We start from the raw sequence: 23,686 nt of genomic DNA, 5'->3' as shown, positions 1-23,686 counted from the left end.
AGCCGCGACCGCCATTGGTGACGTCGATCAGGTCCTTGTCGGGGTTGGCGGTTGCCCAGCTGGCGCCGATGGACAGCGTGGAGTCGAATTGCCCCTGGATCTCGCCGATGTTGAAGGACACCGCGAATGCCGAGGGCAGCGTGCCCGATGAAACGGCCGCTGCCAGCAGGCAGCGTTTGAAGCAGGTGATACGCACTGTTCTTATCCTTGTTGTGGTTGTGCCATGTATCCGTAGGCTGCGTGTGGCCAGCCGCCTGTGACTCCGCGCGCGCCGGAGTCAGCCCTGGCTCTTCAGGTAACAGAGCACCGCTTTGCGCTCGTCTGCGTTGCGCAGTCCACCGAAGGCCATGTTGGTGTCGGGGATCATTCGTGCCGGAGCGGTGAGCCACTGGTCGAGGCGCTCCAGGTTCCAGGTCTGCCCGGCGCCGGCCAGGCCCGCGGAATAGGCGTAAGCCTGGACGGCGCCCATGGGCCGGCCGACGATGCCGGACAGGTGGGGGCCGACCTTGTCCTGGTCGAGGGCGTGACAGGCCGCGCATTTGTTCTGGAAGGTCTTCTGCCCGACGATGGCGTCGCATTCGGCGGCGACGGCGAGGTGAGCGAGGAGCAGGCCGAGGGTGCCTGCGGCGATGCGAGCTGCGGTGAGCATGGAGAGAGTTCCCGGTGGTCTTGAGTGCGACCTAAGGTGACATCCGGGAGTTGTTGCGAATCGCTGGGCTACGCCATTGATTTGTCATTCGATGCCAATCGCGTCGGCGCGGCCGGCGATGCGATTGGCGCTGCGGAAAAGACGCTCGGGAGGAACCGGGCGCGCGGCGGCGCCCGGGGTGTTCGGCAGGTGCGGCGTTACTCGATCAGGTTGTGGTTCTTCGCCCAGATCATCGCGTCGTAACGGCTGGAAACACCGAGCTTGGCGAAGATGTTGCGCAGGTTCCACTTCACCGTTTCCAGGGTGATGTCCAGTGTATGGGCGATGCGCTTGCTCGACATGGCCTGGGCCACCAGCGCGAGGATGTCGATCTCGCGCTTGGTCAGCACGGCCTGGGTCTTGGCCGGCAGGGCGCGGCGCGGGCGGGGAGCGCTGGCGTTGACCGCGAAGGGATCGTTGAGCTTGGCGAGCAGCTCTTCGGTGTAGGCCAGCACCTCGCCTTCCAGCGCCTGCTCCTCGACCAGGCGGGCGAGCAGTCTTTCCGCCAGCGGGCCTTCATCGATGAAGGTGCGGACCAGGCCGAACCGCTGTCCGTCGCTGACCGCCTGGCGTGCGCGCTGCAGGGCTTCGTCGGGGCGCTTGAGGTCCTCCAGGGTGGAGGCCGCGAGCAGGTCGGCCAGCACCGCCATGCGGCCGCGATCGAAGGCTTTGGCGTGGGCGCGAACGATCTCCAGCTGAGCCAGGGTCTGTTCCGAGTCCTCGGCCTTGAGGACTCGCGCGCGGGCCAGTGCGGCGATCGCCGGCAGTTCGGCACGGGCGCCGCGCTCGGTGCCATGCTGGCGTGCCAGTTCCTCGAGGGTTTCCAGCAGTTCGCCGGCCCGGCCGCGGCTGCCCTTGAGCAGCAGCACGCGGATTTCCTCGCCCAGCAGATGCGCCACCGGGCGGACCTGGCCAAGGCAACGCAGGTGGGCGATCTGCTGTTCGAGGAACGCCAGCGCGGCCTCGGAGCCCTTCTGCAAGAGATCCAGGCGTACGCGGGTGACGTTGGTGCGCACGATCACGTCCGGCACGGAGGAATGCAGCAGGCCGAAGCGGTTGGCGATGGTCTCGCGGGAGTCGTCGATGCGGTCGAGCTCGTAGAAGACCTCGGTCAGGGCGCTGGCGCAGAGGTTGGCGCAGATGGAGCGGTTGCCACCCTCACGGGTGGAGTGCTCGAGCAGCTGCGAACCGACCTTCTCGAAATCGCGGAAGTTGCCGGCGGCGACCAGGTTGGTGGCGCTGGAGAATTCGGCGACCATGGCCATGTCGTTGCCACGGTCCTCGGGGGGGATCGGGTGCTGGTCGAACAGCCGGCGGGCGTCGCTGTAACGGCCGGCCGCGGAGTAGGCGACGGTCAGCGCCGACAGCAGCACGTAGCGCAGGAAGGGGTTCTCCACGCTGGCATCGCGCAGCGGCTCCAGCAGTTCGATGACCAGATCGGTGTCGTCGTCCTGCACGGCGATGGCGGCACGGATCATCGGCAGGCCGTTGGCGATTTCCGGCAGTCCCTGCAGGTCCGCTGTGCTCAGGTGTTGCAGCCAGGCCTTGGCCCGAGCCGGCCGCGAGGTCAGCGACACCGTCAGGCAGGCGAGGAAGAGCAGGCGCTTGTGGCGCAGCAGCACCTCTTCGGGCAGGCGCTCCAGCAGGTGCAGCGTCGGCCCCAGGTATTCCAGGCTCCAGGTCGAGGGCGCGGTGCGCTCGATGACCTGGGTGGCGAAGTCCAGGTCCTCGCCCAGGCTTGCGTGGCGCACGGCTTCGGTCAGGCAGCGGTGCTCGGCGAACCAGCGTGCCGCGCGCTGGTGCAGTTGCTTCTGCAGGTCGCCGCCGTGGCGGGCCAGGCGGGTGGCGAGAAACTCGCCGAACAGCGGGTGCAGGCGGTACCAGGCGAGGCGGTCGTCGGAGTCGACACGGTAGATCAGCAGGTTCTCGTCCTCCATGCGCTTGATCAGCTCGGCGGCGTCGGCCCGGTCGGTCACCGCGCGGGCCATGGCGGCGTTGAAGCGGCGGAACAGCGACAGCGCCTCGGCGAACTCCACCAGCTCGGCCGGCAGGTGCTCGACCACCTCTTCGCTGAGGTAGGTCTGCAGGTCGCTGGAGCGCCAGATCAGGTCATGCAGGATGGAACGGGTGTCCGGGCGGTTCTTCAGCATGATCACGATCAGCTGCAGGCAGGACGGCCAGCCGCTGGTGAGTTCGTGGATCAGGTTCAGTTCGTCGGCGTTGAGCTTGTCGCGGCCGAGGTTCTCCTCGACGAAGGTGCGCGTCTCGGCGGGGTCGAAGGGCAGGGTGACGCTCTCGATCTCCACCACCTGCTGCATCACTCGCAGGCGCGACAGGCTCAGCGGTGGCGCGACCCGCGAGGCGATCACCAGATGCAGGTTGCCGGGGCCCTGGTCGAGCAGTTTCTGCACCAGCTTGTGGGCCAGCGGCACCTCGACGTGGTGGTAGTCGTCGAGGATCAGGTACAGCTCCTTGGACAGGTTCTCCGCGGCATCGACGATGGCGGCGATGGTGGCGTCCATCGCGGTGGCGGTGCCGTCTTCCTGCAGCAGGTCGAACTCCACGCCCACGCCCAGCCGGCGCAGCGCTTCGATCAGGGCGGTGCAGAAGGGCGCGTAGCCCTTGTCGTCGGCGGTCAGCGAGATCCAGGCGACTTCGGCACCGGCCTTCAGGCGGGCCTGGCGCCACTGCGCCAGCAAGGTGGTCTTGCCGTAGCCGGCGGCGCCGGTGATCAGCGCCAGGCGGCACTCGTGCATCTGGTCGAGCTGGGCGATCAGGTTGGCGCGCGGCACGTGCTTGGTGCCGATGCGCGGCGGCGAGAACTTGGTCGACACCAGGTGTCGGGCGGGATTTATTGTCATTTTTTCCCTGACGCTTGATGGTTGGCCGCGAGCGCCGGTCCTTCGCAGGGGCGGCGGCGCGGTCAGGCATGAAGGTGCAAAGGCGACCGTACTGGAGTGTCCGGAGAGCGTCAAGGACCGTCAATCCTGCCCTTTTTCGAGGTCCCGGCGGACGTCCGCCACCCCCTAAAAAGGGGGTGGGACGCCCGCGCCAGACGCTGCCTAAGCTCGACGGCCGGCCGCAGTGGCCGTACGAATCACGAACCTGGGAGAAGCACGCGCATGAATCTGCACAACAAGGTCGCCATCGTCACCGGGGCCGCTTCGGGGCTCGGCCTCGCCACCTGTCGCGTCCTGGCTGCCGCCGGCGCGCGGGTGGTCGGCCTGGACCTGCAGCAGGAGCGCCTGGACGCCGCGCTGGGCGGCGAAATCCGCGGCATCGCCGTCGACGTGGCCGACGAGGCCAGTGTCAGCGCCGCCATCGAGCAGGTGGTGGGCGAGCACGGCGGCCTGCACCTGGCGGTGAACTGCGCCGGCATCCTCGGCCCGTGCAAGACCCTCTCCAAGGGCCAGCTGTTCCCTACCGAACTGTGGGACCGCGTGCTGGCGGTCAACCTGACCGGCACCTTCAACGTCATCCGCCATGCGGCCCTGGCGATGAGCACCAACGAGCCGGACGAGGGCGGCGAGCGTGGCGTCATCATCAATACCGCGTCCGGCGCTGCGCGCGAAGGGCAGATGGGCCAGGCGGCCTACAGTGCGAGCAAGGCCGGGGTCATCGGCATGACCCTGCCGATCGCCCGTGACCTGGCCGAGCATGGCATCCGCGTGGTGAGCCTGGCGCCGGGCCTGTTCGAGTCGGGCATGTCCGCCGGCATGCCGACGAAGGTCTCCGAAACCATCGTCAACGGCCTGCTGTTCCCCCGGCGCATGGGCCGGCCGGAGGAGTTCGCGGCGCTGGTCCGCCACGTGGCCGAGAATTCCTACCTGAACGCGCTGACCCTCGACATCCAGTGCGGCACCCGCTGAAACCGCCGGGCGGCGCAGGTTGGCGCCGCCCGAGCCTTCAGGCCGGTTCGGCCTGAACCTGCAGGCCTTCCAGCACCTGGCGCAACGCCGCGGGCAGGGGTGCCGGGCGGCGCGTTTCGCGGTCGACATAGACATGCACGAAATGCCCTTTGGCCGCACAGGTCCGCTCGTCATTGCGGAACAGCCCGATCTCGTAGCGCACGCTGGAGTTGCCGATGCTCGCCACGCGCAGTGCGGCGTTGACGGTATCGGGGAAGCTCAGCGAAGCGAAGTAATTGCACTGCGTCTCGATCACCAGGCCGATGGTGTCGCCGGCCAGGTAGTCCAGGACGCCATGGCGGATCAGGTAGCTGTTCACCACGGTGTCGAAGTAGCTGTAGTAGACGACGTTGTTGACATGGCCATAGACGTCGTTGTCCATCCAGCGGGTCGGGATCGGCTGGCTGAAGGCGTAGGCTTCCAGGGCCTCGGGTTGCGGCTTGCTCATGGCTTGGTTTCCTCGGTGGCGGCTTCGCTGCACAGGCGATACCAGGCGACGCCGTCGCTGTCGATCTCGACTTCCAGTTCGCCGCGATGCAGCAGGTGGTTCAGGTGCGCCAGGCTTTCCCCGGTCGCCAGGCTCATCAGGCTGCCGTCGGTCATGGGTATCGGTCGGGAGAACAGCAGTTCGAAGGTATCGATCGCGCGCCGTGGCCGCTGCAGGCCCTGGCGCAGCCGTTGCAGCGTGGCGAGCAGGCTGTCGCGGAGCTGGTCCAGGCGGGCGTGCAGGCCATGGAAGGGTTCGCCATGGGCCGGCAGCACCAGTACGTCGTCGGCGATGCGCTGGCGCAACACCACCAGCGAGACCAGCCAGTCGCCGATCGGGTCGGCGTCGGGTTCGATGGGGTGAACCGAAAGGTTCGACGAAATCCTCGGCAGCACCTGGTCTCCGGTGATCAGCAGACGTCGCGCCGGATCGTACAGACAGGCGTGCTCGGGGGTGTGGCCGGCGCCGACCACCACCTCCCAGTAGTGATTGCCGATCCGCACGGACTCGCCGTCGCGGATGCGCCGGAAGCTGTCGGGCAACTGCCAGATCATCCGGCCGAAATTGCCGAAGCGCGAGCGGTACATCGCCAGGGCATCCTCGTCCCATCCGGCCCGGCGGTAGAAGGCCAGCCCCTCGGGTGGCGCCTCGCGCCCGGTATCGCCGGCCAGTACCCGGCACTGCATGTACTCCAGGCGGGTCATCCACAGGCGGCAGTCGAAGCGATCGCAGAGCCAGCCGGCGAGGCCGACATGGTCCGGATGCAGGTGGGTGACCAGCACTCGCTGCAGCGCCCGCCCGTGCAGTGCGCCATGGAACAGTTGCTCCCAGGTCTGGCGCGCCTCGGGGCTGTTGATGCCGGTGTCGACCAGGGTGTAGCCGCTGTCGTCGTCCAGCAGCCACAGGTTGATCGCTGCCAGGGACGGTGGCAGCGGCATGCGGGTCCACTGCACCCCGGGCGCCACTTCACGCATCTCGCCGAAGGCTGGGCGCGGGCCGCAGGGATAGGTCAGCCCGCCGTCGTGCCGTGGCCGGTTGTCGTTGTCCATCGTCGCTCCTTGGTGATCGCCTGCCGGCGGCGGCTGTGCGCGCCGGCCAGGTTGTCAGGGTGGCCGCGCGAGGAGGGGGGGAGTGCCCCCAAAAAAAGGGGGGGAGTGCTTTCGTCGGCCGCTGGCACCCTTGCTCCACTCGATCACTGATTGAGCGTCTTCCTGGCTTCGCGCCATCGGCCCGCGGCCTGGATATCGAGGGGAGAGAGGACACACACATGGCCAACGACAAGAACAAGATGATGAAGAATCAGCCAGCTGTATCCCAGGCACTGAGCGCGAGCGTCCTGGTGTTGTGCGCTTTGGGTGCGGGCAATGCCCGGGCCATCGAGATCGATACCGGTAACCCGGACCTGCAACTGCGCTTCGACAATACCTTCCGTTACAACCTCGGCAAGCGTATCGACGACCAGAAGCAGGCGATCCTGAAGAACCCCAACAACGACGATGGCGACCGCAATTTCAAGAAGAACAGCATCGTCGCCAACCGCATCGACATCCTCAGCGAGAGCGACCTGGTCTACAAGCAGAAGTACGGTGCGCGCGTGAGCGCCGCGCTCTGGTACGACGATGCCTATGCCGGGAGCCTGGACGGCGACAACACCGCCACGTCCAACCACCTCAACGGCGACGGCCGGCCGGCGCAAGGTCTGAGCCGCTACGCCAACCGCTACTACGAAGGCCCCTCGGGCGAAATCCTCGACGCCTTCGTGTTCGGCTCCTTCAACCTGGGTGACTCGCCGCTGCAGATGCGTGCCGGCCGCCACACCGTCAACTGGGGCGAATCGCTGCTGGGCAGCGGCGCGATCCACGGCATTTCCTACGGCCAGGCGCCGCTGGACCAGGGCAAGGCCCTGGCGCTGCCGGGCATCGAGGCCAAGGAGCTGTACATCCCGCGCACCCAGCTGTCGACCCAGCTGCAGGTCAACCCGGAGCTGTCCTTCGCCGCCCAGTACTTCCTCGAGTGGCGGCCGTCGCGGGTGCCGGAGGCGGGCACCTACCTGGGCTTCTCCGACATCTACCTGCAGGGTGGCGAGTCGTTCATCCTCACCCCGAACCTGCGCGCCACCCATGGCGACGACATCGAGCCGCATGACTCCGGCGACTGGGGCGTCATGGCACGCTGGACCCCGGAGGCGCTGGACGCCACCCTGGGCCTCTACGTGCGTCGCTTCTCCGACACCCTGCCGCAGGTCATCCTGCTGCAGACCCGCAAGCCCCAGTACTTCATGGACTACGGCTCGGACATCGACATGTACGGCTTCAGCCTGTCCAAGGAAGTCGCCGGCATCAGCTTCGGCCTGGACCTGAACTACCGCCACAACATGCCGCTGGTGAGCAGCCCGGCGCGGGTGACCAAACTGTCCGCGCTGCCGGACCGTGGCGACATCCTCGGCGCCCGTGGCGACACCGTGCATGGCGTGCTCAACGCCATCGGCTCGGTCAGCTCCACGCCGCTGTTCGACGCCGCCTCCTGGGCCACCGAACTGACCTGGAGCCGCTGGGTGTCGGTCAACGACGACCCGCTGAACCTGTTCAAGGGCAGCTCGCAGTACAAGGCCGTGTCGACCAACATCGATGCCGTGACCCGCAACGCCTACACCATGGCGGTGAACTTCACGCCGACCTGGTACCAGGTGTTCCCGGGCGGCGACCTGAGCATGCCGCTGAGCTACTCGGTGGGCCTGCAGGGCAACTCGGCGGTCGCCTCCGGCGGCAACGAGGACGCCGGCAGCTATGCCGTCGGCATGGCGCTGGACCTGTACAGCCGCTACCGCTTCGACCTGAAGTACGTCGACTACTTCGGCGACTTCTCGAAGAACGCCAACGGCGCGGCCCTCACTCCCAGCGGCAGTCAGTCCCTGCTCGAAGACCGTGGCGCCCTGTACTTCACCTTCAAGACCAGTATCTGAGTGCAGAGCGTGTCGCGCGCGGAGCCAGCCCGGCTCCACGCGTGAAACGGCGGCGGGCGCCCCGGCGTCCGCCGCACCGCCCCGGCGACTTCCTGCCGGGGCACAACCGATGTGAGGGCAACAGATGTTCAGAAGAATCCTCGGCGTTCCGCTGGCTTTCGGCTTGGCCGTACTGGCGGGTGCGGTCACGGCGCAGCCGGCCTTCGTCGCACCCATGGACGTTCCGGCGCCGGCGAGCGCCCTGGCGCTGAAGGCGCCGCTCAACGCACTGGCCGTGGCCGGGCAGCGCCTGGTGGTCGCCGGGCAGCGCGGGCACATCCTGTATTCCAACGACGGTCAGAGCTGGACCCAGGCCGCGGTGCCGGTCAGCTCCGACCTCAACGCCCTGGCGTTTCCCAGCCCCGAGCAGGGCTGGGCGGTGGGGCACGAAGGCGTGATCCTGCACAGCGCCGACGGCGGCCACAGCTGGACGCGCCAGCTCGACGGCCCGCAGATCGCCGAACTGCTGCAGCGCCAGTACGGCCGACCGGCCAACCCGGACGACCCCGACGCGGCGCGCCTGCAACACGAGGCCGAGCTGGCCGTTGCGCAGGGCGCGGACAAGCCGCTGCTGGACGTGTGGTTCGAAGACGACAAACGCGGCTACGCCATCGGCGCGTTCAACCTGATCCTGCGCACCGAGGACGGCGGCCAGCACTGGACGCCCTGGCTCGACCGCGTGGAAAACCCGCGTGGCATGCACCTGTATGCCATGCGCCCGGCGGCCGGCACGCTGTTCATGGTGGGCGAGCAGGGGCTGGTGCTCAAGTTCGACGCCCGGCAGCAACGCTTCCGCGCACTGGAGCTGCCTTACCAGGGCACCCTGTTCGGCATCGTCGGCACGCCCGAGGTGGTGCTGGTCTACGGACTGCGCGGCAACGCCCTGCGCAGCACCGACGGTGGCGCCAGCTGGCACAAGGTACAGACCGGCACCGACGCCGGGCTCAACGCCGGCACCGTGCTGGCCGACGGTTCGATCGTCCTGGGCAGCCAGTCCGGCGAGCTGCTGCGCTCCACCGACCAGGGCGCCAGCTTCCACCCGCTGAAGGTCGCGCGCGCGGCGCCGAACTTCGCCGTGGCCGCGGCGCCGGGCGCCAAGGTGGCCCTGGTCGGCCTGGGCGGCGTGCGCCTGGAAAGCCTGCAATGAGAACACCAGCATTCGGGGTAACGTGATGGCTATCGACAATTCCACCGACCACCTGCAGACCATCGCCGACCTGCGCGATTTCGATCACGCGTCGGGCAGCCGTCTGGAGCGGTTGATCTTCAACCACCGCCTGGTGGTGGTGCTGCTGTGCCTGCTGGCCACCGCGCTGCTGGCCTGGCAGGCACGCGGGCTGACGCTGAACGCGGCGTTCGAAAAGACCATCCCGCACAACCAGCCGTACATCCGCAACTTCCTGGAGTACCGCGACGAACTCAAGGGCCTGGGCAACGCCGTGCGCGTGGTGGTGGAGAACCGCAAGGGCGACATCTTCGACCCGGCCTACCTGCAGGCCCTCAAGCAGATCAACGACGAACTCTTCCTCACCCCGGGCGTCGACCGCGCCAACGTCAAGTCGCTGTGGATGCCGGTGGTGCGCTGGAACGAGGTGACCGAGGAGGGCTTCGCCGGCGGCCCGGTGATGCCCGACAACTATTCCGGCACCAATCAGGACATCGAGCAGCTGCGGCAGAACATCGGCCGCGCGCAGCTGCTGGGCAACCTGGTGGGCGGCGACTACCGCTCCAGCATGGTGTTCGTGCCGCTGCTGGACAAGGACGCCGACAGCGGCAAGCCGATCGACTACTGGGAGCTGTCCAAGCGCCTGGAGACGATCCGTGCGAAGTATTCCGGAGCCCAGGACGGCGCCGACATCCAGGTGCGCATCGTCGGCTTCGCCAAGGTGGTGGGCGACCTGCTCGACGGTCTGCGGCAGATGGTCCTGTACTTCGCCGTGGCCGCCATCATCGCCGCGCTGATCATCTATGGCTGGACCCGCTGCCTGCGCAGCACCGCGCTGGTGCTGGGCTGTTCCTGCGTGGCGGTGCTCTGGCAACTGGGGCTGATCGCGCTGCTGGGTTACGAGCTGGACCCGTACTCGATCCTGGTGCCGTTCCTGGTGTTCGCCATCGGCGTGTCCCACGGGGCACAGAAGATGAACGGCATCATGCAGGACGTCGGCCGTGGCACCCACCGCCTGGTGGCGGCGCGCTACACCTTCCGCCGCCTGTTCCTCGCCGGGCTGACGGCGCTGGCCGCCGACGCGGTGGGCTTCGCGGTGCTGATGCTGATCGACATCCCGGTGATCCAGGACCTGGCCATCACCGCCTCGATCGGCGTGGCGCTGCTGGTGTTCACCAACCTCATCCTGCTGCCGGTGATGCTGTCCTATACCGGTGTCAGCGCCAGCGCCGCCGCGCGCAGCCTGCGTGCCGAACAGCGCAGCGCTGGTGGCGTCTGGGCCCTGCTGGAGCGCTTCACCGAGCGCCGCTGGGCCACGCCGCTGCTGATCGGCGCCGCTCTGCTGGGCGCCGGTGGCTTTGCCCTGAGCACGCAGCTGAAGATCGGCGACCTCGACGCCGGGGCGTCCGAGCTGCGTCCGAACTCGCGCTACAACCTGGACAACGCCTACATCACCAGCAAGTACTCACTGTCCAGCGACCAGTTCGCGGTGATCGTCAAGACCCCGGCCGAAGGCTGCCTGGCCTACCAGACGCTGGTCGAGGCGGACCGCCTGGGCTGGACCCTGCAGCAGGTGCCGGGAGTGCAGAGCACGGTGTCGCTGGCCGACGCGGTGCGCAAGATCACCGCCGGTTCCTACGAGGGCAGCAACAAGTGGCTGACCCTGTCGCCGAACCAGGACGTGCTCAACTACGCGGCGCGCACCGCCAGCACCACCAACCCGGAGCTGTTCAACACCGAGTGCTCGATCATGCCGGTGGTGGCCTACCTGGCCGACCATAAGGCGCAGACCCTGGAACGGGTGGTCGAGGCCGCCGCGCGCTTCGCCGCCGAGCACAGCACGGCAGAGCACCAGTTCCTCCTCGCCGCCGGCAGCGCCGGTATCGAAGCGGCCACCAACATCGTGGTGAAGAAGGCCAACCTGAGCATGCTGCTGTACGTCTATGCGGCAGTGGTGGTGCTGTGCTTCATCACCTTCCGCAGCTGGCGCGCAGTGATCGTCGCGGTGGTCCCGCTGGTGATCACCTCGGTGCTCTGCGAGGCGCTGATGGTGGTGCTGGGCATGGGCGTGAAGGTCGCCACCCTGCCGGTGATCGCCCTCGGCGTGGGCATCGGCGTGGACTACGCGCTCTACCTGCTGAGCATCCAGCTGGCCAGCCAGCGCGCCGGCGCCACGCTGGTGGAGGCCTACCGCCACGCCCTGCGCTTCACCGGCAAGGTGGTCGCCCTGGTGGGCGTGACCCTGGCGGCCGGCGTAATCACCTGGGCCTTCTCGCCGATCAAGTTCCAGGCCGACATGGGCATCCTGCTCACCTTCATGTTCGTCTGGAACATGCTGGGCGCACTGGTGCTCATCCCGGCGCTTTCCCATTTCCTGCTGCGTGGCGTCGGTGCCTCCGGGCCCCGCGCCGCGTGCAGCGTCGTTACCACGCCGAAGGCCAGCGTGAGCGAGCGGCGCGACGAACCCGTCGCCCGTTGCGTCTGAACCCGCCGCGAACGGCGCCCCTGATGAATTGCACTGTGAGGTAAGCAAGATGAGTGATACGTCCGCGATCTTCCTGAACGAACAGGAGAGGCTGATTCGCGACAGCGCCCGTAAGGTTGCCGCCGAGGTTCTGGCGCCAACCGCCGCCGAGCGCGACCGCACCGGCGCCTGGCCCCGCGAGGAGCTGGCGGCCGTGGCCGAGCTGGGCTTCCTCGGCATGCTGGTGCCCGAAGCCTACGGCGGCTCCGGCGCCAGCTTCGTCGAGTACTGCCTGGCGATCGAGGAGTTCGCCGCCGTCGACACCGGTTTCGCCACCCTGATCCACGTGCACAACTCGGTGGGCCTGACCATCGCCCGCCTGGGAAATGAAGAGCAGAAGCGCAAGTTCCTGCCGGGCATCGCCGACGGCAGCCGGATCGGCGCCTTCCTGCTCAGCGAGCCCCACGCCGGTTCGGACACCGCGGCCTTCCGCACCAGCGCCCGGCGCGAGGGCGACAGCTACGTGCTCAACGGCAGCAAGCAGTTCATCTCCAACGGCAACGAGGCGGGCGTCGGACTGGTGCTGGCGGTGACCGACCGCAACGCCGGGAAGAAGGGCAGCAGCCTGCTGATCGTCGAACCGAAGGTCCACGCCGGCTACGTGGTGGCCCGCGTGGAACACAAGATGGGCCAGCGTTCGGCCCAGGTCGCCGCTATCCAGCTGGACGAGTGCCGGGTACCGGCGGAAAACCTGCTGGGTGCCGAGGGCTCCGGCTACCGCAACGTGATGGGCTCGCTGTCCGAAGGTCGGGTGGCGATCGCCGCCGTGGCCACCGGCACCGCCCGCGCTGCCTTGCAGGCGGCGGTCGGTTATGCGCAGGAGCGCGAAGCCTACGGCGCGCCGATCATCCAGCTGCAGGGCGTGGCCTTCGACCTGGCCGACATGGCCACCCGGGTCGAGCTGTCGCACCAGTACCTGGTGCATGCCGCGCGCCTCTGCGAAATGGGCGTGCCCTGCGCCAAGGAAGCCTCGATGGCCAAGCTGTTCGCCAGCGAGATGGCCGAGAAGGTCTGCTCCGACGCGCTGCAGATCCACGGTGGTTACGGCTACCTGGCGGACTTCCCGGTGGAGCGCTACTGCCGCGACGTACGGGTGACCAGGATCTACGAAGGTACCAGCCACATCCAGAAACTCATCATCGTTCGCCACCTGGCTTGAGGCACGCCCTCCGACAGGTAGGACGCGCATCAGGGTCCGGCTCAGGCCGGACCGGCGCCGGGGTTGCACGGTGGCACCGCACTGGGGAAGGGAGAGGGCAGATGCATAACGAGATGCCGAGCGAAGCACAGCGTCTGGCGGTAGCGAGTTTCCGCAAGTTCCTCGACAGCGAGGTGGTGCCGGTGGCGCGGGAGTTCCGCGACCGCAGCCTGCCCAAGGGGCGCATGCGCGAGTTGGCCCAGGGCATCGCCGAATTCGGCCTGCCCGGCGCGAGCATCGCCGAAGAGCAGGGCGGCCTGGGCCTGGCACGGCTCACCGAGGCCATGCTGTTCGAGGAGCTGGGGACGCTGTCGGCGGACGTGGCCCTGTGCGTGAAGACCAACAAGGCCGTGGCCGCCTTCCTCGCCGGCTTGCCGGCGCAGCGGGTCGCGATTCGCGAACGCTACCTGCCGGATCTTCTCGGCGGCCGCAGCTTCGGTGCCTTCTGCCTTGATACGGGTGCCACGGCGGATACGCCCCGGGTGACGGCCCGCCGCGAAGGCGAGGACTTCATCCTCGACGGCGAGCAGACCTGGGTGGCCAACGGGCACTACGCGGACTTCGTCATCGTCGCTGCGCGCAGCGACGCCGACCAGTGGGTGCACCTGCTGGTGGACCGCCGCGCCCATGGATTCGTCACGCGCAACGCCGAGTGCATCGCGCTGCATTCGCAGTCCACCGCCCAGGTTTTCTTCAGCCAGACGCGGGTGCCCGGTTGCCAGTTGCTCGGCGAGGATGGCGTGGACCTGCAGGAAAGCCTGCGGGCGCTGGACGTGGCGCGCATCGATACCGGCCTGCTCTGCGTGGGGCTGATGCGCGCCGCGCTGGAGGCCAGCCTCGAACCTGCCCGGCAGCGCCTGGCGGGCGGGCCGGACACCTTGCTCGCCGCCCAGCTTGCCGAGATGGCCACCCTGGCCGACGCGGCGCGCCTGCTCTGCCGGCGGGCCTATGGGCTGATCGATGCAGGCCTGCCGTGCGATCCCCAGGTGTCCATGGCCAAATGGTATGCCAGCGAAATGGCCGTGCAGGTCTGTCGCAACGCCGTGCAGTTGCAGGGCGCCGACGGCCTGGCGCGGGCCGGCGAGGTGGAACGCCTGGTGCGCGAGGCCCTCAGCCTGCCGTTGAGCGACGGCGTCACCGATACTCACAAAATGCTGATCGCCCGAACCTTGCTGGGCATCTCTACACCGATATGAGCTACGCCGATCCGAAGCGCAGCGCGCCGGTCGGACATCGACGATAAGGACGTAATGACCATGCAATGCCGATATCTCCCGCTGTCCCTGTTGGCCGCCCTGGTGGCATTCGCCGGCCAGGCTTCGGCCGCCGAGCCGGTCGCGCCGCTGCCGGCGAGCCCGGCCACGATCGCCGCCAACCACGCCGTGCTCGGCCGTCTGCCGTTCGCCGACCGGCAGGACTTCGACGACGCCAAGCGCGGGCTGGTGGCAGCCTTCGCCGGGAGCATCAAGGACGCCCAGGGCAAGGTGGTGTGGGATACCCACCAGTACGATTTCCTCGCCGCCGAGAAGGCGCCGGACAGCGTCAACCCCAGCCTCTGGCGCATGGCGCAGCTCAATACCCATGCCGGGCTGTTCCAGGTCGCCGAGCGGCTCTACCAGGTGCGCGGGCTGGACCTGGCCAACATGACCATCATCGAGGGCGACGACGGCCTGATCATCATCGACCCGCTGATGGTGGCCGAGACCGCCCGTGCCGCCCTCGACCTCTACTACAGCAAGCGCCCGCACAAGCCGGTGGTAGCGGTGATCTACAGCCACAGCCACCTCGACCACTTCGGCGGTGTGCGCGGGGTGATCGACGAGGCCGACGTGCGCGCCGGCAAGGTGCGGGTGATCGCTCCCGATGGCTTCATGGACCACGCCATCAGCGAGAACGTGCTGGCCGGCACCGCCATGCTGCGCCGCGCCATGTATCAGGGCGGCAGCCTGCTGCCGCGTGGCGAGCAGGCGCTGGTGGACAGCGGCCTGGGCAAGGCGGCGCCGCGAGGCGGCAGCGTCGGCCTGATCGCCCCCACCGAACTGATCCGCAAGCCTCAGGAAACTCTGCGGATATCCGGGGTCGAGCTGGAATTCCAGCTCACCCCCGGCACCGAGGCGCCGGCGGAGATGAACCTGTACCTGCCGCAGTGGCATGCCCTGGGCATGGCCGAGAACGCCACCCGCATGATGCACAACGTACTCACCCCGCGCGGCGCGGAGGTGCGCGACGCCAAGGCCTGGTCGAAATTCCTCGACGACAGCCTGGTGCGCTACGGCGACAAGGCCGAGGTGATGTTCGTCCAGCACAGCTGGCCGACCTGGGGTGGCGAGCGGATTCGCACCGAACTGGCCGACCAGCGCGACATGTACGCCTTCATCAACAACCGCACCCTGCACCTGCTGAACCAGGGACTGACGCCGCTGGAGATCGCCGATGCGGTCAAGCAGCTGCCCGGCGAGCTGGACCGCAAGTGGTACCTGCGCGGCTACTACGGCAACCTGGCCTTCAACGTGCGCGCGGTGTACCAGCGCTACCTGGGCTTCTACGACGGCAACCCGGCCAACCTCGCGCCGCTGCCGCCGGAGCAGGCCGACAAGCGCTACGTGGCGGCCATGGGCGGCGCCGACAAGGTGCTGGGCCTGGTGCGCCAGGCCATGGAGCAGGGCGACTACCGCTGGGCCGCCGAGTTGGGCAACCGCCTGGTCTTCGCCGAGCCGGACAACCGCGCCGCCCGCGAGGCCCAGGCCGCCGCCCTGGAACAGCTGGGCTACGCCGCCGAATCGGGCGTGCAGCGCAACATGTACCTGGTCGGCGCCAGCGAGCTGCGCAACGGCCTGCCGCCCTACAAGGGCCGCCCGGTGGAAGACCTGGTGCGCGCCGCGACCCCGGCGATGTTCTTCGACCTGCTGGCCGTGCGCCTGGACTCGGACAAGGCCCTGGGCCACGACATGACCCTGAACTGGGCCTTCGACGAGCCGGCGCAGTCCTTCGCCCTGACCCTGCGCAATGGCGTGCTGACCTACCGCGAGGGGGCCAGCCATGCCAAGCCGGACGTCAGCCTGCGGATGAGCAAGGCGACCCTCGACCGCATCGCCCTGAAGCAGCTGGACTTCCCCACCGCACTCAAGCAGGATGCGCTCAAGTTGGAGGGCGATGCCGGCAAATTCAAGGCACTGATGGCTGCGATGTCGAGCTTCGACCCCATGTTCAACATCGTCACCCCCTGAGTGTCCATGCCCCGCAAGCCCATCGACAAACCAGCGCAGGAACCGGCCGAGCCGGTCCTGCGCGTGGCGCTACCGGCGCCCCAGCGCAAGCGCCCGCGCCAGGCGCGCTCGGTGGCGCTGGTGGCGGCGCTGAAGATCACCGGCCGGGAGATCCTCGAACGCGAGGGCAGGGCGGCGCTCACCGTACACCGCCTCGCCGAACACGCCGGGGTGGCCATCAGTTCCATCTACGAATACTTCCCCACCATGGAATCGCTGGTGGCGGCGATCTTCGACGACTACCGCAGCGAGGCGCGGGTCGAGGTCATCGCCAGCATTCGTGCGCTGCCGGATTCCGCCTGCCTGATGGATGGCATCGAACTGCTCCTGCACACCGGCCTGGCCGCGCTGCAGCGCTGGCTGCGGCTGGACTCCGAACTGAGCATCAAGACCGCCTACCAGGCGGAGCTGGTGCGCCTGGACATGGTGCGCGGGGATGGCTTCTGGGTATCCCAGGTGATCCCCGCGCTGGTCGAGCGATTTTCCACCGAAGTGCGGGTGCGCGACCGCGAGCTGGCGGGCTTTCTCGCCTACCAGGCGGCGACGGCGCTGCCGCGCGCGCTGGTCATCGAGCGCCCCGACTTCCTGCAGCAGGAACAGACTGTCCGCCTGCTGGCGCGCATGCTCCATGGGCTGCTCACCGCGGATTCGGAAAGCACCGCCGAAAGCTGATCAAAGTCGTTTTAATTCAACGACTTGTCGATCACAAGAAACATCGGGAATCCGGAACAGCACAGGCCCGCCAGTTCCTAGACTGGGCTTGCCATGAAGGCTGCCCGCGGCGGGCAGCCGGTCCTTCGTGCCGGCGGCGGTACGGAGGGTGCAAGCGAGGACCCGGAACAATGACAAGAACAATCGACGAAAAGGTCGACCTGCTGCTCAGCGACCCCGTCGCCCTGGTCGGCCATTCCCGCCAGGCCTGGAACGAACTGCCCCGCGCCGAGATCGACGCCCTGCAGATACGAGCCCTGCAACGCCGCTTCACGCAACTGCGCGAGCGCATCCCGGTGCTCAAGCGCCTGGCCGATGCCGAGGGCGTGGAGCGCATCGAGCGGCTCGAAGATGTCGTCCCGCTGCTGTTCGAGCACACCGTCTTCAAGTCCTACCCGCCGTCACTGCTGGACAACAACAACTTCGCCGCGATCAACCGCTGGTTGTCCAAGCTGGTGACCCCGGAGATCGGCGAGGCCCTGCTGGCCGCTGATGTGAGCGACTGCGAGGGGCTGGACGACTGGTTCGAGGCGATCGACGCACAGGTGCCGCAGCTGTGCCTGAGCCATACCTCGGGCACTTCCGGAACCCTGTCGTTCCTGCCGCTGGGCACCCGCGAATTCGAGAAGGCGGCGAGCGTGCGCCGGCTGTTCGCCTGGGACATGCAGGGCCCGGATACCCCCGATCCGCAGTTGCATGCGCTGTACCCGTACTACCGCAAGGGCTACCTGAGCCACGTGCGCGGCAACATGGCGCTGATGCGCGGCCTGCTGCCGAGCCTGGACAACTTCCACCCGGCCTATCCTGCGACCCTCTCCAGCGACGTGCTGCACCTGGGCGCCAAGGTCCGCGCGGCCCAGGCCCGAGGCACCCTCGACCGCCTGCAACTGAGTCCGGCGCTGCTGGCGAAGAAACAGGCCTACGACCAGTTGCAGGCCGAGATGCCGCAGCACCTGGCGGCCTTCTTCGAGGAGATGACCCAGCGCCTGAAGGGCCAGCGCGTCTATATCGGCGGCACCTGGAACCTGCTGCACAACATGGCCAAGGCAGGGCTGGCGCGCGGTCTGGAAGGGGTCTTCCACCCCGGTTCCTTCATCGCCACCACCGGCGGCGCCAAGGGTGTCGTGCAACCGGAGGGTTGGCGCGAAGAGGTACTGCGCTTCACTGGCGCCCAGCGCATCAACGAGACCTACGCGATGTCCGAGGTGGTCAGCGGTTCCCACGCCCTGTGCGACCACGGCAACTACCACTTCGCGCACACCGCGATTCCCTTCGTGCTCGATCCGGAAACCGGTGGAACCCTGCCGCGCAGCGGTCGCCAGACCGGCCGCGCGGCCTTCTTCGACCTGGGTGCGGAACTGCGCTGGGGCGGCTTCATCACCGGCGACGAAGTCACCGTCGAGTGGGACGCGCCTTGCCCCTGCGGGCGCCACAGCCGCTATGTGGTCGGGCCCGTGCAGCGCTACAGCGAGAAGAACGGCGGCGACGACAAGATCACCTGCGCCGCGTCCGAACAGGCCCATCGCGAAGCGATGGACTTCCTCAGCACCCTGGAGGCCTGAGCCATGAGCCATCCCATCGCACCGATGATCATCCGTGGCGAGGTCATCACCGATCACCTGATCGAGGTCGGCGGCCGCGGCGGCGACCTGACCTTCCTCACCCCTGACGCGCACCGCTACCTGGACCGCCTGCCGCTGGGCAACCCGGCGAAGCTGGCCGACCTCTACGCGCTGAGCTTCGAGGACATCCTCGGCTACTGCGAGGCCCTCGCCGAGCGCCTGGACTTCGCCAGCAACCGTTACCTGCAGGAAGCCTGCGAGCTGTCCTACCTGACCGCACCGACCACCCCGACCATGGTGCGCGGCGCCTACATGAACCTGCGCCACCTGCTGACCCGCGAGGCGATCATCGAGATGGCCGAGAGCACCGTCGGCATCCCGTACCTGGAGGGCTGGGTGCGCCAGCGCCTGCTCGACGGCACCGAGCTGGAGACCCGCTGCTTCGGCTCCCGCGCGCTGCACATCGTGGCCGGCAACGCGGTGGCGCTGTCCCTGTGGACCATCGTGCGCAACATGGTCCTGCGCAGCGATGCGATCATCAAGGCGCCGTCCAACGACCCCTTCACCGCCCTGGCCATCGCCCGCACCATGATCGACATGGCGCCCGACCACCCGTTGACCAAGCACCTCAGCGTGGCCTACTGGAAGGGCGGCGACCAGGCCCTGGAGCAGCGCCTGTACCAGCCGCAGAACATCGAGAAGATCGTCGCCTGGGGCGGTTTCGCCGCGCTCAAGCACGTCACCCGCTACATCCAGCCGGGGCTGGAGCTGATCTCCCTGGATCCCAAGCGCAGCGCCAGCATCATCGGCAGCGAGGCCTTCGCCAGCGAGGCCAGCCTGCGCGAGGCGGCGGTGCGCCTGGCCACCGATATCGGCGTGCTGAACCAGAAGGGCTGCGTCTGTTCGCGGGTGGCCTACGTGCAGAGCGGCACCGACAGCGCCGGGCTGGAGCGCCTCAACCGCTTCGGCCAGTATGTCTACGAGGCACTGCTGGCGTTGCCCAACACCGTCAGCACGCGGCCCAAGCGCTATGACCCGGGGCTCAAGGCCCACGTCGACGCGCTGCGTCTGGATGACGACTGGTACCGGGTGATCGGCGGCCGCGCAGGCGAGGGCGCGATCATCTGCTCGCAGCTGCCCGAGGCGGTGTCCTTCGCCGCCAGCCTGGACGACCGCACCGCCAACCTGGTGCCGGTGGATTCGCTGGAGCAGATGCTCGATGCGGTCGACGCCTACACCCAGACCGTCGGCGTCTACCCCGAGGCGATCAAGGACCGGATCAAGGACGTGCTGCCGTTGTACGGCGCACAGCGCATCGTATCCCTGGGCTACGCGGCAGCGATGAAGTTCGCCGCCCCGCAGGACGCCATCGAGCCGATGCGTCGCATGGGCAAGTGGATCAGCAACCAGATCGCATCGCCGGAGACCACCCCGGCGCCCTGGCTGCGTCCATCGCTCTGAGCCCCGATCCCGCCGCCACCCGCACCGGGCGGCGGCGCAACCCCGCATGGCCGGCGCCGCCGGCCCGGTTTTCGTATCAGGAGTCATCCATGTCCCAATGCCTCAGCTACGCCGCCAGCGCTGCCCGCGCGCCGCTGGCTCCGCTGCGCATCGACCGCCGCGAGCTGCGCGCGGACGACGTCGCCATCGAAATCGCCTACTGCGGCGTGTGCCATACCGACCTGCACTACGCGCACAACGACTGGAACAACACCCTGTTTCCCTGCGTGCCCGGCCACGAGATCGTCGGCCTGGTGAGTGCCGTCGGCCCGGCGGTCAGCCGCTACAAGGTGGGTGACCGGGTAGCGGTCGGCTGCCTGGTGGACAGCTGCCAGCACTGCGCTGCCTGCGAAGCGAGCGAGGAGCCGCACTGCGAACACGGCGCCACGCCCACCTACAACGGCCGTGACCGGCAGAACGGCGAAGTGACCCTCGGCGGCTATTCGCAGAACATCGTGGTCAGCGAGCGCTTCGTATTGCGCGTGCCCGAGGCGCTGGACATGCGCTTCACCGGCCCGCTGCTGTGCGCCGGCATCACCGTGTGGACGCCCCTGCGCGAGCACGGCGTGGGGCAGGGCAGCCGCGTCGCGGTGCTCGGCCTGGGCGGCCTCGGCCACCTGGCGGTGAAGCTGGCCGTGGCCCTGGGCGCCGAGGTGACCGTGATCACCAGCTCCCCCGGCAAGGCCGACGACGCCCGTGCCCTGGGTGCCCACGACGTACTGCTGTCCAGCGATGCCCAGGCGATGAAGACGGCGGCGAACCGCTTCGACTTCATCCTCGACACCATCCCCCGGCAGCACAACCTCAACCCCTACCTGATGCTCCTCGGCCGCCACGGCAAGCTGGTGCTGGTGGGCGCGCTGGAGCCGCTGGAGCCGATCCACGGTGCGCTGCTGGCGCGCAACAACCGCTCCATCTCCGGTTCTCTGGTCGGCGGCCTGGCGCAGACCCAGGAACTGCTGGACTTCTGCGCCGAGCATGAGGTGCTGCCGCAGTGCGAGCTGATCGCCATGGAGGACATCAACGCGGCCTTCGAGCGCATGGAGCGCAACGACGTGAAATACCGCTTCGTCATCGACATGGCCTCGCTGCGGGACTGAGGCACAGGCACGATCCCCCCACACGGGGAGGGGCCGGTGAAAGGGAAGGGCGGACTACTCTGCCCTTTCATTCATGCCGGAGAAAACCCTCATGCGGATGCCCCATGCCCTCTGCGCCGTCGCGGCCAGCGTGCTGCTGACGACCTGCCCCGTCGCCCTGGCCAGCGAGGCCGCGCCTGCCGTGGACGCGCAGGTGATCAGCGAGGCCTACGTCTATCTGCTCGGCCGCGCGCTGGTGCTGCGCCAGCAGCGCATCGACCTGAGCGACGGCATGGGCTGGAACAACCTGGTTCATCGCAAGCCCGGTGCGGTGGACTGGCCCAACCCCAACCTCGATGTCGCCTATTCCGAAGCCTGGCTGGCGCTGGACGAGCACAGTTGCACGCTGCTCGGCGTGCCGAAGGTCCAGGGCCGCTACTACACCGCCCAGGTGCTCAACGGCTGGGGCGAGACCCTGGCCAACGTCAACGAGCGCACCTCCCCCGAGCGCCCCGACGGCGAGTTCGCCTTCTGCCTGAAGGACGCGCAGGTGAAGCTGCCCGCCGATGTCCGTCGAATCGACCTGCCGGTGCGTAGCGCGCGCCTGCTGACCCGCGTCGAACTGGGTGCCGACCCGCAGGGCGCCGAACGCCTGCAACGCGCCTTCACCCTGCAGCCCACCGGCAAGCCGGCGTTGCCCCAGGTGCCGCCGGTAGCGGACTTCGCCTGGCCGAAGCTGCCCGGCGTGGAAATCTTCGACGGCGCCGAGGCGGCCCTGGCCGAACCCGATATCAACCCCGGCATGGCGCCGCTGCAAGCCAAGGTGCGCGCCGTTGCCGCCGCGATCGGTGACCCGCAACAGCGCCAGCGCATCGACCAGATCATCCGCAGCCGCGCCTACGCCGACCTCGCCAAGGCCTCGCCGACCCTGGGCGGCGGCACCCAGCGCAACGGCTGGTCGCGGCCGCCGGTCAGCGGCACCTATGGCAGCAACTATCTGACCCGCACGCTGGTGAACTACGGCGGCATCTGGGCCAACACCCGCAATGAGGTGAACTACTTCCGCGGTGCGCTGGATGCCGACGGCAAGCCCCTCGACGGCGGCGCCAGCTACAGCCTGACCTTCCCGGCAGACCAACTGCCAGCCAGCCAGGCAGAGTACTTCTGGTCGATTACCGCGACCGACGCGAAAAGCTTCCGCGTACTGCCCAATCCGCTGCAGCGCTTCCTGCTCAACAACTACTCCCAGCTGACCTACAACGCCGATGGCTCGCTGACCCTGTACTTCGCTCCGCAGAAACCCGCCGGCGCACCCGCCGGCAACTGGCTGCCGACCCGCGCCGACCTGCCATATCGCCTGGTGTTCCGCTACTACGGCGCCAAGGGCGCGGTGGCGGCCGGCAGCTACTTCCCGCCGGCCATCGTCAAAGGTTCCTGATGACATATCGACAAGGAGAACGTCCCATGTTCAAACCCCTGCGCCTCGCGACCACGCTGGCCCTGCTACTGGCGGGCGCCGCCCATGCCGCTGACGCACCGGTGCCGGTCACGCTCGACAACTTCGTGCGTGCCGAGTCGGATCGTTATTTCGCCCTTACCGCGCAGCGCGGCGGCTTCGGCCAGTTCGTCCATTGGCGCGAACTGATGCCGGTGGATGCCAGGACGGTGGTGCGGCCCAACCGCGACACCCTGTATTCCACCGCGGTCTTCGACCTGGACGCCGGGCCGGTCACCGTGGATCTGCCGGAGGCCGGCAAGCGCTACCGTTCGCTGGCGGTGATCGATGAAGATCACCATGTGCTCGCCATGCATTACCGCGCAGGAAGCTACCGTATCGCCCGTGAGGACGTCGGCACGCGCTACGTGCTGCTCGGCGTGCGGACCCTGATCGACCCCGCCAGCAGCGAGGACCTGCAGCAGGCGCATGCATTGCAGGACCGCATCCGCGTGAGCCAGCCCGGCGGCCCCGGCCAGTTCGCCGTTCCCGCCTGGGACAAGACCAGCCAGGACCGTCTGCGCGCCGCGCTGATCGTCCTCGGTACGACAGTGGGGGATTCGCGCGGCATGTTCGGCGCGCCGGGACAGGTCGATCCGCTGCGGCATCTGGTCGGCAGCGCCATCGCCTGGGGCGGCAACCCGGAGCGGGACGCCTTCTACCAGATCGTCACGCCGCCACGGAACGATGGCGCCACCGCCTACCGCCTGGACGTGCCGGCGGTTCCGGTGGGGGCGTTCTGGTCGATCAGCGTCTACGATGCGCAGGGCCGTTTCCAGCGCAACGAACTGGGCGCCTACACCCTGAACAACCTGACGGCGCAGAAGGGCGAGGGCGGCAAGATCAACGTGCGCTTCGGTGAATGCAAGGCGGGGGTGGCGAACTGTCTGCCGATCATGCCGGGGTGGAACTACATGATCCGCTACTACCTGCCGCAGCCGGCGATTCTCGATGGCGGCTGGAAGATGCCGGAGCCGCAGCCGCTGTCCTGAGGTGCGGCTGGCGGAACGCGGACGAAGTCCGCTCCTACGGGGGCAAGAGCCCCTCACCCTGGGGTGAGGGGAGATGTCTGACTGCGGACTTTCCGGAAAAGGAAGCTGCC

At 68.2% G+C, this 23,686-nt stretch carries 17 protein-coding genes and 1 pseudogene; 13 read left to right on the top strand and 5 right to left on the bottom strand.

Translation table 11 applies throughout. The features are described from left to right. Position 1: 1 nt before the first annotated feature. The 3 genes and pseudogenes from ACAW63_RS19625 to ACAW63_RS19615 all read right to left on the bottom strand — a co-directional run. A pseudogene (locus ACAW63_RS19625) lies at positions 2-190 on the bottom strand (DUF1302 family protein); the annotation flags it as partial. A gap of 87 nt (positions 191-277) precedes the next feature. Further along, positions 278-649: a cytochrome c family protein gene (locus ACAW63_RS19620; RefSeq protein WP_371227922.1), complete on the bottom strand. Its 372-nt coding sequence runs from the start codon at positions 647-649 to the stop codon at positions 278-280. A 197-nt stretch (positions 650-846) separates the two neighbouring features. Further along, complete coding sequence (locus ACAW63_RS19615; RefSeq protein ID WP_371227920.1) at positions 847-3,549, bottom strand: LuxR C-terminal-related transcriptional regulator; 2,703 nt, start codon at positions 3,547-3,549, stop codon at positions 847-849. A 261-nt stretch (positions 3,550-3,810) separates the two neighbouring features. Between ACAW63_RS19615 and ACAW63_RS19610 the strand changes: the two genes are divergently transcribed. Beyond that, positions 3,811-4,557 carry an SDR family NAD(P)-dependent oxidoreductase gene (locus tag ACAW63_RS19610; protein ID WP_371227918.1) on the top strand — a complete coding sequence of 249 codons (747 nt, stop codon included), beginning with the start codon at positions 3,811-3,813 and terminating at the stop codon, positions 4,555-4,557. 37 nt (positions 4,558-4,594) lie between these two features. On the opposite strand, the gene ACAW63_RS19605 is transcribed toward ACAW63_RS19610, so the two are convergent. Both ACAW63_RS19605 and ACAW63_RS19600 read right to left on the bottom strand, forming a co-directional pair. Further along, positions 4,595-5,044 carry an acyl-CoA thioesterase gene (locus ACAW63_RS19605; protein WP_371227916.1) on the bottom strand — a complete coding sequence of 150 codons (450 nt, stop codon included), beginning with the start codon at positions 5,042-5,044 and terminating at the stop codon, positions 4,595-4,597. After that, positions 5,041-6,132 carry an MBL fold metallo-hydrolase gene (locus tag ACAW63_RS19600; RefSeq protein ID WP_371227914.1) on the bottom strand — a complete coding sequence of 364 codons (1,092 nt, stop codon included), beginning with the start codon at positions 6,130-6,132 and terminating at the stop codon, positions 5,041-5,043. The genes ACAW63_RS19605 and ACAW63_RS19600 overlap by 4 nt, the downstream gene beginning before the upstream one ends. A gap of 218 nt (positions 6,133-6,350) precedes the next feature. Between ACAW63_RS19600 and ACAW63_RS19595 the strand changes: the two genes are divergently transcribed. The 12 genes from ACAW63_RS19595 to ACAW63_RS19540 all read left to right on the top strand — a co-directional run bounded on the left by ACAW63_RS19595 (position 6,351) and on the right by ACAW63_RS19540 (position 23,576). Then, on the top strand, positions 6,351-8,045 hold the full coding sequence (locus ACAW63_RS19595) for a DUF1302 domain-containing protein (RefSeq protein ID WP_275611718.1): 1,695 nt from the start codon (positions 6,351-6,353) through the stop codon (positions 8,043-8,045). Between the two features lie 124 nt (positions 8,046-8,169). Next, complete coding sequence (locus ACAW63_RS19590; RefSeq protein WP_371227912.1) at positions 8,170-9,231, top strand: YCF48-related protein; 1,062 nt, start codon at positions 8,170-8,172, stop codon at positions 9,229-9,231. 25 nt (positions 9,232-9,256) lie between these two features. Then, the gene (locus ACAW63_RS19585; protein WP_371227910.1) at positions 9,257-11,734 is read left to right on the top strand and encodes an RND family transporter; all 2,478 of its coding nucleotides are present in this window, start codon (positions 9,257-9,259) and stop codon (positions 11,732-11,734) included. Between the two features lie 49 nt (positions 11,735-11,783). Further along, positions 11,784-12,932: an acyl-CoA dehydrogenase family protein gene (locus tag ACAW63_RS19580; protein WP_371227908.1), complete on the top strand. Its 1,149-nt coding sequence runs from the start codon at positions 11,784-11,786 to the stop codon at positions 12,930-12,932. Positions 12,933-13,033: 101 nt separating this feature from the next. Beyond that, a complete protein-coding gene (locus tag ACAW63_RS19575; protein ID WP_371227906.1) occupies positions 13,034-14,167 on the top strand; it encodes an acyl-CoA dehydrogenase family protein in 1,134 nt (377 codons plus the stop codon). A gap of 60 nt (positions 14,168-14,227) precedes the next feature. After that, the gene (locus ACAW63_RS19570; protein ID WP_371227904.1) at positions 14,228-16,198 is read left to right on the top strand and encodes an alkyl/aryl-sulfatase; all 1,971 of its coding nucleotides are present in this window, start codon (positions 14,228-14,230) and stop codon (positions 16,196-16,198) included. 6 nt (positions 16,199-16,204) lie between these two features. Further along, positions 16,205-16,909, top strand: coding sequence for a TetR family transcriptional regulator (locus tag ACAW63_RS19565; protein WP_371227902.1), 705 nt, complete (start codon positions 16,205-16,207; stop codon positions 16,907-16,909). A 170-nt stretch (positions 16,910-17,079) separates the two neighbouring features. Next, positions 17,080-18,510, top strand: a complete 1,431-nt coding sequence (locus ACAW63_RS19560) for a hypothetical protein (protein ID WP_371227900.1) — start codon at positions 17,080-17,082, stop codon at positions 18,508-18,510. Positions 18,511-18,513: 3 nt separating this feature from the next. Further along, a complete protein-coding gene (locus ACAW63_RS19555; RefSeq protein WP_371227898.1) occupies positions 18,514-19,971 on the top strand; it encodes an acyl-CoA reductase in 1,458 nt (485 codons plus the stop codon). Positions 19,972-20,060: 89 nt separating this feature from the next. After that, positions 20,061-21,110, top strand: coding sequence for an NAD(P)-dependent alcohol dehydrogenase (locus tag ACAW63_RS19550; protein ID WP_371227896.1), 1,050 nt, complete (start codon positions 20,061-20,063; stop codon positions 21,108-21,110). A 91-nt stretch (positions 21,111-21,201) separates the two neighbouring features. After that, positions 21,202-22,527, top strand: a complete 1,326-nt coding sequence (locus tag ACAW63_RS19545; RefSeq protein WP_371227894.1) for a DUF1214 domain-containing protein — start codon at positions 21,202-21,204, stop codon at positions 22,525-22,527. Between the two features lie 26 nt (positions 22,528-22,553). Continuing rightward, a complete protein-coding gene (locus tag ACAW63_RS19540; RefSeq protein ID WP_371227893.1) occupies positions 22,554-23,576 on the top strand; it encodes a DUF1254 domain-containing protein in 1,023 nt (340 codons plus the stop codon). Positions 23,577-23,686 lie beyond the last annotated feature (110 nt).

It is taken from the genome of Pseudomonas sp. QE6 (assembly GCF_041379005.1).
Lineage (GTDB): Bacteria > Pseudomonadota > Gammaproteobacteria > Pseudomonadales > Pseudomonadaceae > Pseudomonas.
The sequence above is the reverse complement of the archived record's forward strand: the minus strand, read 5'-3'. Positions and strand labels throughout refer to the sequence as shown.

What these genes read in the sequence shown, in the direction of transcription:
- ACAW63_RS19620 (WP_371227922.1), bottom strand. Translation starts at nt 649, where the DNA reads ATGCTCACCGCAGCTCGCATCGCCGCAGGCACCCTCGGCCTGCTCCTC.
- ACAW63_RS19615 (WP_371227920.1), bottom strand. Translation starts at nt 3,549, where the DNA reads ATGACAATAAATCCCGCCCGACACCTGGTGTCGACCAAGTTCTCGCCG.
- ACAW63_RS19610 (WP_371227918.1), top strand. Translation starts at nt 3,811, where the DNA reads ATGAATCTGCACAACAAGGTCGCCATCGTCACCGGGGCCGCTTCGGGG.
- ACAW63_RS19605 (WP_371227916.1), bottom strand. Translation starts at nt 5,044, where the DNA reads ATGAGCAAGCCGCAACCCGAGGCCCTGGAAGCCTACGCCTTCAGCCAG.
- ACAW63_RS19600 (WP_371227914.1), bottom strand. Translation starts at nt 6,132, where the DNA reads ATGGACAACGACAACCGGCCACGGCACGACGGCGGGCTGACCTATCCC.
- ACAW63_RS19595 (WP_275611718.1), top strand. Translation starts at nt 6,351, where the DNA reads ATGGCCAACGACAAGAACAAGATGATGAAGAATCAGCCAGCTGTATCC.
- ACAW63_RS19590 (WP_371227912.1), top strand. Translation starts at nt 8,170, where the DNA reads ATGTTCAGAAGAATCCTCGGCGTTCCGCTGGCTTTCGGCTTGGCCGTA.
- ACAW63_RS19585 (WP_371227910.1), top strand. Translation starts at nt 9,257, where the DNA reads ATGGCTATCGACAATTCCACCGACCACCTGCAGACCATCGCCGACCTG.
- ACAW63_RS19580 (WP_371227908.1), top strand. Translation starts at nt 11,784, where the DNA reads ATGAGTGATACGTCCGCGATCTTCCTGAACGAACAGGAGAGGCTGATT.
- ACAW63_RS19575 (WP_371227906.1), top strand. Translation starts at nt 13,034, where the DNA reads ATGCATAACGAGATGCCGAGCGAAGCACAGCGTCTGGCGGTAGCGAGT.
- ACAW63_RS19570 (WP_371227904.1), top strand. Translation starts at nt 14,228, where the DNA reads ATGCAATGCCGATATCTCCCGCTGTCCCTGTTGGCCGCCCTGGTGGCA.
- ACAW63_RS19565 (WP_371227902.1), top strand. Translation starts at nt 16,205, where the DNA reads ATGCCCCGCAAGCCCATCGACAAACCAGCGCAGGAACCGGCCGAGCCG.
- ACAW63_RS19560 (WP_371227900.1), top strand. Translation starts at nt 17,080, where the DNA reads ATGACAAGAACAATCGACGAAAAGGTCGACCTGCTGCTCAGCGACCCC.
- ACAW63_RS19555 (WP_371227898.1), top strand. Translation starts at nt 18,514, where the DNA reads ATGAGCCATCCCATCGCACCGATGATCATCCGTGGCGAGGTCATCACC.
- ACAW63_RS19550 (WP_371227896.1), top strand. Translation starts at nt 20,061, where the DNA reads ATGTCCCAATGCCTCAGCTACGCCGCCAGCGCTGCCCGCGCGCCGCTG.
- ACAW63_RS19545 (WP_371227894.1), top strand. Translation starts at nt 21,202, where the DNA reads ATGCGGATGCCCCATGCCCTCTGCGCCGTCGCGGCCAGCGTGCTGCTG.
- ACAW63_RS19540 (WP_371227893.1), top strand. Translation starts at nt 22,554, where the DNA reads ATGTTCAAACCCCTGCGCCTCGCGACCACGCTGGCCCTGCTACTGGCG.